This is a genomic window from Microbacterium xylanilyticum (genome assembly GCF_054654695.1).
Genome location: NZ_BAAIEN010000002.1, coordinates 1764451 through 1777375, shown reverse-complemented (window position 1 = coordinate 1777375; position 12925 = coordinate 1764451). Strand labels below are relative to the sequence as shown.

The 12925-nt window shown below is 71.2% G+C and carries 14 protein-coding genes; 2 read left to right on the top strand and 12 right to left on the bottom strand.

The genetic code is table 11. The features are described 5' to 3' along the window. Positions 1-6: 6 nt before the first annotated feature. The 11 genes from aroQ to rpsD all read right to left on the bottom strand — a co-directional run bounded on the left by aroQ (position 7) and on the right by rpsD (position 10276). Positions 7-465, bottom strand: a complete 459-nt coding sequence (gene aroQ / locus ACYQ1L_RS08975) for a type II 3-dehydroquinate dehydratase (protein ID WP_460003844.1) — start codon at positions 463-465, stop codon at positions 7-9. A gap of 12 nt (positions 466-477) precedes the next feature. Further along, positions 478-999, bottom strand: coding sequence for a GNAT family N-acetyltransferase (locus ACYQ1L_RS08970; RefSeq protein ID WP_460003843.1), 522 nt, complete (start codon positions 997-999; stop codon positions 478-480). Next, positions 996-2117 (bottom strand): 3-dehydroquinate synthase, encoded by a 1122-nt coding sequence (aroB, locus tag ACYQ1L_RS08965; RefSeq protein WP_460003842.1) that lies wholly within the window; start codon positions 2115-2117, stop codon positions 996-998. The genes ACYQ1L_RS08970 and aroB overlap by 4 nt, the downstream gene beginning before the upstream one ends. Continuing rightward, positions 2114-2641 (bottom strand): shikimate kinase, encoded by a 528-nt coding sequence (locus ACYQ1L_RS08960; protein ID WP_460003841.1) that lies wholly within the window; start codon positions 2639-2641, stop codon positions 2114-2116. Before ACYQ1L_RS08960 ends, aroB begins: the two co-directional genes overlap by 4 nt. After that, a complete protein-coding gene (aroC, locus tag ACYQ1L_RS08955; protein WP_460003840.1) occupies positions 2628-3857 on the bottom strand; it encodes a chorismate synthase in 1230 nt (409 codons plus the stop codon). Before aroC ends, ACYQ1L_RS08960 begins: the two co-directional genes overlap by 14 nt. Before the next feature lie 105 nt (positions 3858-3962). After that, a complete protein-coding gene (locus ACYQ1L_RS08950) occupies positions 3963-4790 on the bottom strand; it encodes a shikimate dehydrogenase (protein WP_460003839.1) in 828 nt (275 codons plus the stop codon). A gap of 1 nt (position 4791) precedes the next feature. Further along, the gene (gene mltG, locus ACYQ1L_RS08945; RefSeq protein ID WP_460003838.1) at positions 4792-6135 is read right to left on the bottom strand and encodes an endolytic transglycosylase MltG; all 1344 of its coding nucleotides are present in this window, start codon (positions 6133-6135) and stop codon (positions 4792-4794) included. A gap of 1 nt (position 6136) precedes the next feature. Next, entirely contained in the window at positions 6137-6610 is a 474-nt protein-coding gene (gene ruvX, locus ACYQ1L_RS08940) for a Holliday junction resolvase RuvX (protein ID WP_460003837.1), read from the bottom strand. After that, complete coding sequence (alaS, locus tag ACYQ1L_RS08935; RefSeq protein ID WP_460003836.1) at positions 6607-9267, bottom strand: alanine--tRNA ligase; 2661 nt, start codon at positions 9265-9267, stop codon at positions 6607-6609. Before alaS ends, ruvX begins: the two co-directional genes overlap by 4 nt. A 69-nt stretch (positions 9268-9336) precedes the next feature. Further along, positions 9337-9528 (bottom strand): hypothetical protein, encoded by a 192-nt coding sequence (locus ACYQ1L_RS08930; protein ID WP_460003835.1) that lies wholly within the window; start codon positions 9526-9528, stop codon positions 9337-9339. A 118-nt stretch (positions 9529-9646) separates the two neighbouring features. After that, positions 9647-10276, bottom strand: a complete 630-nt coding sequence (gene rpsD / locus ACYQ1L_RS08925) for a 30S ribosomal protein S4 (RefSeq protein ID WP_460003834.1) — start codon at positions 10274-10276, stop codon at positions 9647-9649. A gap of 229 nt (positions 10277-10505) precedes the next feature. Between rpsD and ACYQ1L_RS08920 the strand changes: the two genes are divergently transcribed. Then, positions 10506-11129 carry a 2'-5' RNA ligase family protein gene (locus ACYQ1L_RS08920; RefSeq protein ID WP_460003833.1) on the top strand — a complete coding sequence of 208 codons (624 nt, stop codon included), beginning with the start codon at positions 10506-10508 and terminating at the stop codon, positions 11127-11129. Between the two features lie 4 nt (positions 11130-11133). On the opposite strand, the gene ACYQ1L_RS08915 is transcribed toward ACYQ1L_RS08920, so the two are convergent. Next, complete coding sequence (locus ACYQ1L_RS08915; RefSeq protein ID WP_460003832.1) at positions 11134-12471, bottom strand: replication-associated recombination protein A; 1338 nt, start codon at positions 12469-12471, stop codon at positions 11134-11136. A gap of 109 nt (positions 12472-12580) precedes the next feature. On the opposite strand from ACYQ1L_RS08915, the gene ACYQ1L_RS08910 reads away from it, so the two are divergent. Further along, positions 12581-12880, top strand: coding sequence for a hypothetical protein (locus ACYQ1L_RS08910; RefSeq protein ID WP_460003831.1), 300 nt, complete (start codon positions 12581-12583; stop codon positions 12878-12880). The last annotated feature ends 45 nt before the right edge of the window (positions 12881-12925 follow it).

Sequence of the window (12925 nt, the reverse complement as noted above, 5' to 3'; positions counted from 1 at the left end):
CCGCGATCAGCCGTCGGCCTGACCGGTGATCACGAGGATCAGCCGGCGCGTCGCGGTGGCATATCCCTGCACGCCCTCCCCCACGACGTGCACCGCGGCGACGTCGGTCAGGTACGAGTGGTGCCGGAACTCCTCGCGGGCGTACACGTCGGAGATGTGCACCTCGGCGAACGGGAGGCCCACCCCGGTGAGCGCATCGCGCAGCGCGACCGAGGTGTGCGTGTAGGCGCCGGCGTTGATCACGATGCCGGCGCAGTCCTCGCGGGCAGCATGGATCGCGTCCAGCAGCACGCCCTCGTGGTTGCTCTGCACGGCGCGGGTCTCGAACCCGTAGGCGGCGGCGGCCTCGGACGTGATCCGCTCCACGTCGGCGAGCGTCGCGGATCCGTAGATGCCGGGCTCGCGCGTGCCCAGGAGGTTGAGGTTGGGTCCGTTGACGAGCAGGAGGCGGCGAAGCGTGGTCACGTGCTCACGGTATCAGCGCGCGACGGGCACGACGGGGCGCACCATCACGTACTCGCGTCCGTTCGCGAGCTCGGTGATCTCCCCGGTGCGGGTGAATCCGCAGCGCTCGTATGCCGCCTGCGCGCGGTGGTTGTCCACGTGCACCTCGAGGGTGAGCTCAGCGTACCCGTGATCCGCGGCCCATGCGGCGCACTCGTCGAACAGCACCTCGATCACGCCGGCGCCGCGATGCCCGGCGGCGACGTAGACGCCCACGACGAGGGCCGTGGCGCGGCCGGCGCTGGTCTGCGACGGGATCACCGTCGCGGATCCGAACCACTCGCCGCCCTCCGCGACCGTGACGTACTGCGCGTTCGGCCCACCGGGCGCCGCGTTCGCCGTGCGCTGCTGCCAGAACTCGTCCGGCTGCACGGAGGCGTTCTCGAACGTGTCGAGGAACGCCAGCGCCGCGACCGGATCCTGCAGGGATCGCAGACGCAGGTCGCGCACGCGCTCCCACTCGTCCGCCTCGACCCGCCGCACGGTGAAGGTCACTCCGCGACCTCCTGGTAGGCCGCGAACAGGAGCGACTCGTCCGGGGCCTGCAGCACGGTGGGTCGGGCGATGCCGTCCAGCACGATGAAGCGCAGCATGCCGCCGCGGCTCTTCTTGTCGCGCTGCATGGTGGACAGCAGCGTGGGCCAGGCTCCGCCGCGGTAGGACGTGGGCAGGCCGAGCGACTCGAGCACGGTGCGGTGCCGGTTCGCGTCGTCGTCGGACAGCCGGCCCGCCAGCCGCGACAGCTCGGCGGCGAACAGCATGCCCACCGAGATCGCCGCGCCATGGCGCCAGCGGTAGCGCTCGGCGTGCTCGATGGCGTGGCCGAGGGTGTGCCCGTAGTTGAGGATCTCGCGCTGGCCGGCCTCGCGGAAGTCGTCCGAGACGACGGCCGCCTTCATGCCGATCGCGAGCTCGACCGCCCGGCGGAACTCCGACGTGAGCGGATCCACGGCGCGCTCAGGGTCGGCCTCGACGATGTCGAGGATCTCCGGAGCCCAGATGAAGCCCGCCTTGACCACCTCGGCGAAGCCGGCCGTCGCCTCGTTCCGGCTCAGGCTGGAGAGCTGGTCGAGGTCGCCGATCACCGCACGCGGCGCCCAGAACGCGCCGACGAGGTTCTTGCCCTCGTTGGTGTTGATCCCGGTCTTGCCGCCGACGGCGGCATCCACGAGACCGAGCACCGTGGTGGGGACCTGCACCACCTGCACGCCGCGCAGCCAGGTGGCGGCGACGAAGCCCGCGAGGTCGGTGACGGCACCGCCGCCGTAGCCGACGACGGCGTCGGTGCGGGTGAAGTCGGCCTGCCCCATGATCTGCCAGAGGAACTGGGCGACCTCGATGCGCTTGCCCTGCTCGGCATCCGGGATCTCCGCGAGGAGCACCTCCCGCGGCCCGTTCGCGGTGTCGGCGAGCATGCGATCGCGCAGCTCCGCCGCGCGGTCCGCCAGCGTCGGCGGGTGCACCACCAGCACCTTGCGCACCGTGGGTGCGAGCGCCGCGGACACGCGGTCCAGGATGTCCCGGCCGATCGTGATGTCGTATGGCGTGGTCCCCCTGACCGCGATGGTGGTGACCGCGTCGTCCGCCGCCATGTCTTTCTGATCGACGCTCATCCTCGTCCTCTCATCCATTCCACGATCCGGTCCGCCACGCGCGACATCGGCACCCGGGACGTGTCGAAGGTCGCGTCGGCGACCTCCTCATACAGTGCGCGCCGCTCGGCGAGGATCCGCTGCCAGCGCTGCACCGGATCCTCCTCGCCGTGCAGCAGCGGGCGGTCGCTGCCCGTGATCCGCTCGGCCACCGCCTCCGGGGTCACGGTGAGCAGGACCACCGGCACGGTGCGCAGCAGCTCCCGGGTCGCCGCGGTGAGCACCGCTCCTCCGCCCAGCGAGATCACGCCGCCGTTCGCGACGGCCGACGCCACCTGCGCCTGCTCCCAGGCGCGGAACTGCGCCTCGCCGTGCTCGGCGAAGATCGCCGGGATCGGCCCGTGCGCACGGGCGATCTCCTTGTCCGTGTCGACGAAGCGGAGCCCCGCGGACCGGGCGACTCGGCGGCCGACACTCGTCTTGCCCGCGCCCATGGGACCCACGAGCACGAGCGTCTGCGGCGACGCGGACTCAGCCGAGCTCATCGTGCAGGATCAGCGCGGCCTCCGATGCCGGCGTGGTGCGCAGCTCCTCGGGGATCGCCGCGAGGTACGCCTCGAGGTTGCGCCGGGTCTCGGCGACGTTGTCGCCGCCGAACTTCTCCAGCACGGAGTTCGCCAGCTCGATCGCGACCATGGCCTCCGCCACGACGCCGGCGGCCGGCACCGCGCACACGTCGGAGCGCTGGTGGTGCGCGGTGGCCTGCTCCCCCGACGCGACGTCGACCGTGCGCAGCGCGTGGGGCACAGTGGCGATCGGCTTCATGCCGGCGCGCACGCGCAGCACGGTGCCCGTGGACATGCCGCCCTCGGTGCCACCGGCGCGGTCGGATCCGCGGGTGATGCCGTCGCCGGTCGCGAACAGCTCGTCGTGGGCTGCCGACCCGCGACGGCGGGTGGTCTCGAAGCCGTCGCCGATCTCGACGCCCTTGATCGCCTGGATCCCCATGAGGGCGTACGCGAGCCGGGCATCCAGCCGGCGGTCCCAGTGCACGTGCGAGCCGAGCCCCGGCGGGAGCCCGTACGCGAGCACCTCGACGATGCCGCCGAGGGTGTCGCCGTCCTTGCGGGCCGCGTCGACCTCGGCGACCATCCGGGCGGAGGTGGCGGGGTCGAAGCACCGCAGCGGGTCCGCGTCCAGCGCATCGACGTCATCGGGGGTCGGCAGGACGGATCCCTCCGGGACCTGCACCGGGCCGATCGAGAGGGTGTGGCTGACCAGGCGGATGCCGAGCTCGCCGAGGAATGCGCGGGCGACGGCGCCGAGCGCGACACGAGCCGCGGTCTCCCGCGCGCTCGCGCGCTCCAGGATCGGGCGGGCCTCGTCGAAGCCGTACTTCTGCATGCCGACGAGGTCGGCGTGCCCCGGGCGAGGACGGGTGAGCGCAGCGCTGCGGCCGCGCGACTTCTCCGTCATCTCGACCGGATCCGCGCTCATCACCTCGACCCATTTCGGCCACTCGGTGTTGCCGATGCGCATCGCGATCGGGCTGCCCAGCGTGAAGCCGTGGCGCACGCCCCCGGAGATCGTCAGCTCGTCCTGCTCGAACTTCATCCGCGATCCGCGTCCGTAGCCGAGCTTGCGGCGCTGCAGATCGGACTGGATCGCCTCGCGGGACAGGGGCACGCCTGCCGGCAGGCCCTCCATGACGGCAATGAGTTCGGGGCCGTGCGATTCGCCGGCCGTGAGCACGCGGAGCATTGTCCTAGTCTCCCATGTCGGAACGGGCGCTCCGCGCGGATGACTTCACGCTCGGGCGCGAACCCGCGGGCGCTTCAGTGAGCCGCGCTTCAGTGCACCGCCGCTTCAGCGCAGCGCGGCGCGCATGGCGTCGAGCACCGCGGGCTCGTCCGGCAGCGCTTCCTCGGGCGTGCCGTGCAGGAAGATGCGGATCTGCGCCACGGCCTGATGCATCAGCATCTCCAGGCCGGTGAGCACCGGGGCGTCCGTCCATGCCTGAGCCAGTCGTGTCGGCCACGGGGCGTACGCCGCGGAGAACAGCGCGCCCCCGCGTGCGGCCAGGGCCGCAGCGACCGGGTCCGGGAGTACGACGTTGCCGGGCAGCGTCGAGACCGTCAGATCCACTGCGGAGGGAGGCGCCGGGTCGTCCAGTGCGCGCGCGGACGCGGTCAGGCCGATCCTCGCGCCGAACACCGCGAGCTCGCGCGCCTGCTCGATGCGCCGGGTGCGCAGCTCCACCTCGGTCACCCCGAGGCGCAGCAGCGACACCAGCGCCGATCGCGCGGTGGCGCCGCCGCCGAGCACGCGCGCCGTGCGGCTGGAGCCCAGCCCTCCGGACTGCAGCGCCTCGGTGAGACCGCGCACGTCGGTGTTGAAGCCGTGGATCCGCTCCCCGAGCAGGAGCGTGTTCACCGCCCCGGTGAGGCGGGCGGCGTCGTCGAGCTCCTGGGCACGGGCGAAGGCGCGTTCCTTGAGCGGCATCGTCAGCGAGAGCCCGCGCCAGGTGGCGTCCAGGCTGTCCAGCGCGTCGTCGAAGCCGGAGACGTCGACCTGCCGCCGGCCGTAGTCCCAGTCCAGCCCGAGCAGACGATAGGCGGCACCGTGCAGGTCGGGCGACCGGCTGTGGTCGATCGGATCCCCCCACACCGCGAGTCGCGTCCGAGCGCCGCTCACGTCAGCAGCCCGAGTCCGGGTTCGCCTTGCACCAGTCCTGCCACTGCTTGACGGCGGCCTCGTGCTCCTGGTAGGTCGTCGAGAACACGGTCTCTCCGGTGTCGAGGTTGACCGTCACGAAGTACAGCCAGGAGCCCGTCGCGGGGTGCATCGCGGCATCGATCGCCTTGTCGCCGGGGTTCGCGATCGGGGTCTTCGGCAGACCCTCGATGACGTAGGTGTTCCACGGGTTGTCGTCGGTCTGCGCTGCGTCCGAGGTGCTCGCCGAGCCGCTGTGCAGCTCGCCGTAGCCGTACTGCGCGGTCGAGTCCATCTGGAGCTTCATGCCCTGATCCAGACGGTTCTGGATCACCCGCGACACCTTGTAGAAGTCGGCCTCGGCGCGTGCTTCGCGCTGGATGATCGACGCGATCGTGAGCACGCGCTGCTCGTCGCCCGCCGGCACGGAGGCCGCAGCCAGGGAGTCCCTGGTGCGCTTCACCATGGTGGCCACGATGTCCTTCGCCGTCGCGCCCGGCGCGAACTCGTAGAGGGCCGGGAAGAGCCAGCCCTCCAGCGACGGGGCGTTCACGCCGTAGTCGGCGGGATTCTGCACGGCGGCCTGGAGATCGGCCAGCGGCACGTCCACGCTCTTCGCGATGCGCTCCACGGTCTGGGCGACGGTGTATCCCTCGGGGATCACGGCCGAGTTCTGCATCTTGTTCTTCGGGTCGTTGAGCGCCTTGAGCGCGGCTGCGGCGGTCATCTTCTGCTGCAGCTTGTAGACACCCGGGTAGAACGTGTTGACGATGTTCTCCTTCACCATCATGGTGTAGAACACGCCGGAGGTCTTCGTCACGCCGGCGTTGTAGAGCGCCTCGGACACCTGCTGCCCGCCGTCGCCCTTGTTGATCGTGACGAGCGCGGTGCCGGTGGCCTGGCCGGCCTCGTAGTCCTTGGACGGCCCCCAGCCCATCGTCTCGCTGATCTTGTCGCCGTACGTGTTCCACACCCACAGTCCGCCCGCAGCGACGCCGCCCACGAGGACGAACACGATCAGCAGGGCGATCAAGCAGCCCCGGCGTCGCTTGTGCTTCGGCACGGTTGCCGGCTCGGCCTCATGGCGGAACAACGCCTCGAGGGCCGCGTGGTGCTCCTCGGCAGCCGGCACCGCCGGCGTCTCCGCGTGGGCCGCATCCGGGGCGCTCGTGGCGGCGGCTTCGCGTGCAGCGCGACGGGATCCGGGGACAGCCGGCTGCTCGGCCGGCCTCGGCGTCTGCACCTGGGGATCCGGGAGGGCACCGAACAGGTCGTGCAGCTCAGGCTCCTGCCCGGAGGGGGCGGCCGATTCCGATCGGTCGGACATGTCAGCGATTCTCCTCGTCGGGCATGAGGGCGGTGCCGGCGGGCCGACCCGTCCCCTTCTCCGTGTCGATGGCGTGCTGCAGCAGGACCACGGCCGCGGCCTGGTCCACCACGCCGCGCGACGTGCGCTGGCTGCGTCCTGACGCGCGAAGCGCCTGATGCGCGGTGACCGTGCTCAGGCGCTCGTCGATCAGTCGCACCGCGCACCCGCCGGCCTGCGCGAGGGCGGCAGCGAACTCGCGGGCGTCGGCGGTGGAGGCGGTGTCCTCGCCGCGCAGGTTGATCGGCAGCCCGACGACGACCTCGAGCGGCTCGTACTCCGCGACGAGCTGCGCGATCCGCGTCACGGACGCGTCATCGCGCGGCACGGTCTCGACGGGCACGGCCAGCAGGCCGTCCGGGTCGCTGCGGGCGACGCCGATCCGGGCCCGCCCGACGTCGATCCCGAGCCGCACACCACGTCGGAAGCCGGTCACGCGCGCCGCAGCTCCTGCTCGATCGCGGCGAAGGCGGCGGGCAGGGCGGTCACGTCCGAACCGCCGCCCTGGGCGACGTCGTCACGGCCTCCGCCTCCGCCTCCGAGCACGCCGGCGGCGATCTTGGCGAGAGCGCCGGCCTTCACCCCGGTGGCGCGCGCGGCGTCGTTGACCGCGACGACGACCATGGGGCGCCCGTTCGCGACGCCCGCGATCGCCACGACCGCGGCGGCGGATCCGAACGTGTCGCGGACGCCGGTCGCGATCTCGCGCACGTCGTCGGCTCCCGAGACGGAACCGAGGTCGTGCGCCACGAACTGCAGCGCGCCGAGCGACGTGGCGGTCTGAGCGATCGCCGGCACGCGGCCCGCACGCTCGGCGGCCTCAAACTGGGCGATCCGCTTCTCCGCGGCCTTGAGCTGGGCGGCGAGGTCGCTGACGCGTTCGGCGAGCTGCTCGCGGGGGGTCTTCAGGGCCGAGGTGAGCTGGGAGACGAGCGCGCGCTCGGCGGCGAACTCCCGGAACGCGTCCTGTCCGACGAGCGCCTCGACGCGGCGGTTCGACGCGCCCACCGAGGACTCCCCGACGAGGTTGATGATCCCGATCTCGGAGCTCGTCGACACGTGTGTGCCGGCGCAGAGCTCACGCGACCACGGGCCGCCGATGTCGACCATCCGCACCGTGGCGCCGTACTTCTCGCCGAACAGGGCCATGGCGCCCGCGGCCTTCGCGTCGTCGAGCGACATGATCCGCGTGGTGACCTCGAGACCCTCCTGCACGGCGCGGTTGGCGATCTCCTCGATCTCCGTCTTCGTCTCGGCGGACAGCGCCTGCCCCCAGGAGAAGTCGAACCGCAGGTAGCCGGCGCGGTTCAGCGAGCCCGCCTGGGTGGCGGTCTTGCCCAGCGTGTCGCGCAGCGCGGCGTGCACGAGGTGCGTCGCGGAGTGCGCCTGACGGGCCGCGCGGCGGTTGGCTGCGTCGACCGTGGTGGTCGCCGGCGCGTCGACCGAGACCACGCCGCTGGTGACCTCGACGGTGTGGCTGATGAGGCCCGGCACCGGGCGCTGCACGTCCAGCACCTCGAGCGCGTAGCCAGGTCCGGTGATGACGCCCTTGTCGGCGACCTGACCGCCCGACTCGGCGTACAGGGTGGTCTCGGCGAGCACGACCTCGGCGACCTGGCCCTCGGAGGCGCTCGCGACCGAGGCGCCGTCGACGAGGATGCCGAGCACCGTCGTGGCGGTCTCCAGCTCGTCGTAGCCGAGGAACGCGGTCTCGCCCTTCGCGCGCAGGTCGCCGTAGACCGACACGTCGGCGATCTGGCGCTTGCGGCTGCGGGCGTCGGCCTTGGCGCGGGCGCGCTGCTCCTGCATGAGCGTGTCGAACGCGGCACGGTCGACCTTCAGGCCGGCCTCCTCGGCGATCTCGAGGGTGAGATCGATCGGGAAGCCGTAGGTGTCGTGGAGCAGGAACGCCTCGGAGCCCTTCAGCGTCTCGGATCCGGACTTCTTCGTGTCGGCCAGGGCCAGGTCGAGGATCGTGGATCCGGCGTCGAGCGTGCGGCGGAAGGTCTCCTCCTCCGCGTTCGCGGCGGTGCGGAGCTGCGCCCAGTCCTGCTCGAGGACCGGGTACGCGGACTTCATCGCGTCCTTGGAGGCGGCGAAGAGCTCGTCGAACACCGGCTCGTCGACGCCGAGCAGTCGCATGGAGCGGACCGTGCGACGCATCAGGCGGCGGAGGATGTAGCCGCGGCCCTCGTTCGAGGGGCGCACGCCGTCGGAGAGCAGCATGAGCGAGGACCGCACGTGGTCGGCGACGACGCGGAAGCGGACGTCGTCGGCGTGGTCTGCGCCGTAGCGCCGTCCGGAGAGCTCGACGGCGCGGTCGAGGACCGGACGCACCTGGTCGGTCTCGTACATGTTCTCGACGCCCTGCTTGAGGAACGCGACGCGCTCCAGGCCCATGCCGGTGTCGATGTTCTTCATCGGCAGCTCGCCGACGATGTCGAACTCCGTCTTGCCCTGGATGTTCTCGATGAAGTCCTGCATGAACACGAGGTTCCAGATCTCCAGGAACCGCGTGTCGTCCGCGGCGGGACCGCCGTCCTTGCCATACGCCGGTCCGCGATCGAAGAAGATCTCGCTGTCGGGTCCACCGGGTCCGGGCTGCCCGGTGTTCCAGTAGTTGTCGGCGCGGCCGAGACGCTGGATGCGCTCGGGCCTCAGCCCGATGACGTCGCGCCAGATCGCCTCCGCCTCGTCGTCGGTCTCGAAGACCGTGACCCAGAGGTCCTTCTCGTCGAAGCCGAGCCCGCCGTCGCTCTCGGAACTGGTCAGCAGCTCCCAGGCGTAGCGGATCGCGCCCTCCTTGAAGTAGTCGCCGAACGACCAGTTGCCGAGCATCTGGAAGAACGTGCCGTGGCGGGCCGTGCGCCCGACCTCCTCGATGTCGTTGGTGCGGATGCACTTCTGCAGGTCGGCGATGCGCGGGTACGGCGCGGGGACCACTCCGGTGAGGTACGGGATCATCGGCACCATGCCGGCCACGGTGAACAGCAGCGAGGGGTCGTCGCTGACGAGCGACGCCGAGGGAACGATCAGGTGGTCGTTCTTCTCGAAGTAGCTCAGGTAGCGCTGCGCGATCTCCGCGGTCTTCATGCTCGTCGGGTGGTCCTTGCTGTCAGGGCGCGCCGGAGCGCGGATTCGGGAAAAGGGGGCGGATCCGCGTCAGTCCGCGGTGCTGTCCTGGGTGAGGCGGGACTCCTGCGCGCGGAACGCGTCGGCGAGGATCCCGGTGAACTCGTTGATGCGATCGTCCACCGCCGCCAGCACCTCGTGCCCGCGGGGATCCTTGTTCAGGAAGTGCGCGGCGACGAAGCCGCCGATCAGGCCGATGAGGAACCACAGCAGACTCTTCATGTCACCACCTCCGGGAAGCACCGCTCATCACAACGGTCTCCATCGTATGCGTAAACGCGAAGGAGGCGCCGGGGATCCCCCCGACGCCTCCTCGGCGTGTTCGCAGAGTTCGCTGAACTCAGCGAGCCGCGTAGTACTCGACGACCAGCTGCACGTCGCAGGTCACGGGGACCTCGGCGCGCTTCGGACGGCGGACCAGACGGGCCTCCAGCTTGTCGAGCTCGACCTCGAGGTAAGCCGGAACCGGGGGCAGCACCTCGGCGTGACCGCCGGCAGCCGCCACCTGGAAGGGCTCGAGGCCCTCGCTCTTGGGCTTGACGTGGATGAGCTGACCCGGCTTCACGCGGAACGACGGGCGGTCGACGAGCTGGCCGTCGACGAGGATGTGACGGTGCACGACGAGCTGGCGGGCCTGCGCGGTGGTACGCGCGAAGCCGGCGCGGAGCACGAGCGCGTCCAGACGCATCTCGAGCTGCTCGACGAGGTTCTCACCGGTCAGGCCGTCCTTGCGACGGGCCTCGTTGAATTGGATGACCAGCTGCTTCTCACGGATGCCGTACTGCTCGCGGAGACGCTGCTTCTCGCGCAGACGGACGGCGAAGTCGCTGTCGGCCTTGCGCTTGGTGCGGCCGTGCTCGCCCGGAGCGTAGGGACGCTTCTCGAGGTAGCGGGCGGCCTTCGGGGTGAGCGCGACGCCGAGGGCGCGCGACAGACGCACCTTGCGGCGGTCCTGGGACTTCGTGACCACGAAGTGTTCCTTTCGAAACGCGGCCGTGTCCGTCACGGCTCGCGGACGTATCGTCTCGCTTCCGCCCCTCACGAACGCACGCCGGGGCGGACGAGAGGGTGGTACAGGAGTGGAGAGATGCCCGAAAACTCGGTTTCGAGCCGATCCATGCTATCAGATCCGACCTCAACGGCCGGCCGGGGCGCGTCCTCGTGCAGCGGGCTCGGTGGCGGAGACTACCCTTGCGGGGATGGACCTGACCTTCGCCGAGTTCGAAAACACCCGCAGCCACTGGTGGTGGCGTCCCGGCTGGGGTCCCGGCGTACGGTACCTCACCTTCCACCTGACCTTCGAGGGCGCAGAAGACCTTCATGACGCCGTGCGCACGCTGACGACGTCCCTGTCCGAGCTCGATGCAGTGGATCCCGTGCCGGAGGAATGGCTGCACATGACGATGACCGGCCTGGGCTTCGCCGACGACATCGACGACTCCGCGAGGGATGCGGTCGCGGAAGCGGTCTTCACGGCCGCCGGGTCTCTGACGACGCGGCCGCTGCGCTTCGGACGCGCGTACGTGCATCGCGAGGGACTCGGATTCTCTGCGAACGACGCGGACTGGCTGCGGGAGCTGCGTCGCATCCAGCTCGCAGCGGTCGGCACGGTACGGGATACTGCGCACGATTCCGCGTTCCGTCCTCATGTGACGGCCGCGTACTTCTCCGGGGCTGCGGATGCGCAGCGCGTCGGCGAGGTCGCACGCGCACTGCGCGCGGAGCAGATCGTCGTCGCGCACCCACGGCTCTCCCTCATCGAGCTGGGGCGGGACGATCAGGTCTACACCTGGCGGGTGCTCCGGCAGATGGCTCTCGGCTGAGCCGTCATCCCTCCCCCAGGATCCGCCGGATCCGCTCCAGCCGCGCCTGCACCTCACGCTCGCCGCCGAGCGCCTTGGGCTGGTAGTAGCGGCGCCCGCGCAGTTCATCGGGAAGGTACTGCTGCGGCACGATGCCGGCGTCGCTGTCGTGCGGATAGCGGTAGCCCTTGCCGTGTCCGAGCCGCTTGGCGCCCGGATAGTGCGCGTCGCGCAGGTGCACCGGCACCCGTCCGAACCCTCCGGCGCGCACATCGGCGATGGCGGCGTCGATCGCCAGGTACGCGGCGTTCGACTTCGCCGTCGTCGCGAGATAGACCGTCGCCTCTGCGAGCGGGATCCGCCCCTCGGGCATGCCGATGAACGCGACCGCATCGGCGGCGGCGGTGGCGATCACGAGGGCCTGCGGATCGGCGAGGCCGATGTCCTCCGCCGCGGAGATGACCAGCCGCCGTGCGATGAAGCGCGGGTCCTCCCCCGCCTCGATCATCCGGGCGAGGTAGTGCACCGCCGCGTCGACGTCCGATCCCCTGATCGACTTGATGAACGCGCTGATCACGTCGTAGTGCTCGTCGCCCTGGCGGTCGTAGCGCAGCAGGGCGCGGTCCACGGCCTGCGCCACGTCGTCGTCGGTGACGACCGGCGTCTCGTCCTCGGTGAGGCGATCGGGCGCGGCGGCGACGGCCGCGGCGGCCTCCAGGCCGGTCAGTGCGCGGCGGGCGTCTCCGGAGGCGAGGCGGATGAGAGCGGCACGCGCAGCGTCGTCGAGGGCGACGGCGCCGTTCAGCCCGCGCGGATCCGCCACCGCCCGATCGATGAGGAGGCCGATGTCGTCGTCGGTCAGCGGCTGCAGGGTGAGCAGCAGGGATCGGGAGAGCAGCGGCGAGATCACGGAGAAGGACGGATTCTCGGTGGTCGCCGCGATGAGGATGACCCAGCCGTTCTCCACGCCGGGCAGCAGCGCGTCCTGCTGCGCCTTGGTGAAGCGGTGGATCTCGTCCAGGAACAGGATCGTGGACTGGCCGTACAGATCGCGCTGGGTCAGCGCCTCCTGCATCACCTCGCGCACATCCTTCACCCCGGCGGTGATCGCGGAGAGCTCGACGAAGCGGCGCCCGGACGAGCGGGCGATCGCCTGGGCGAGGGTCGTCTTGCCGGTGCCAGGCGGACCCCACAGGATCATCGACACGCTGGACGCCGTCTTCGCGGACGGATCCGCGAGCGTCACGATCGGTGAGCCCGGGCGCAGCAGGTGCTGCTGCCCCGCGACCTCGTCGAGCGAGACCGGGCGCATCCGCACGGCGAGCGGCGTCTGGCCGCTCATCAGCGGGGCTGCAGGAGTCATCCCCCCAGGCTATCGGCGGCGACCGACATGCGCCGCGGTCCGCCGAGCCCGCCGTGCGGTGCACAGGGGCGGGGGCGATAGGCTCTGTGCTCGACATCAGGGAGGATCCATGGCCGGTCGCCGTCCGACGAACGCCCGCACGCAGCGCGCACGCGTGGAGCAGGAGCGGGCCCGCCTGCACGCGGCACGCCAGGAGCTGCACGCCCGCAGCGTGCGCCGCCGGGTGCGCGACAACACCGTCGCCGTGGTGGCGGGAGCGCTCATCGTCGTCGGCGCCATCGTGAGCCAGGTGCTGCACGCGGAGGCGACCGCGCCGGCGCCGAAGCCCTCCCCGACGGCCAGCCCGACGGCGACGCCGCAGGCCCCCGCGACGCCCGCGCCGACCGTCTCGGAGACGCCCGCCGGCTGAGCACGGGCACTCTCGCAGGACGGCCCGTCGTACTAGGCTGGCCGT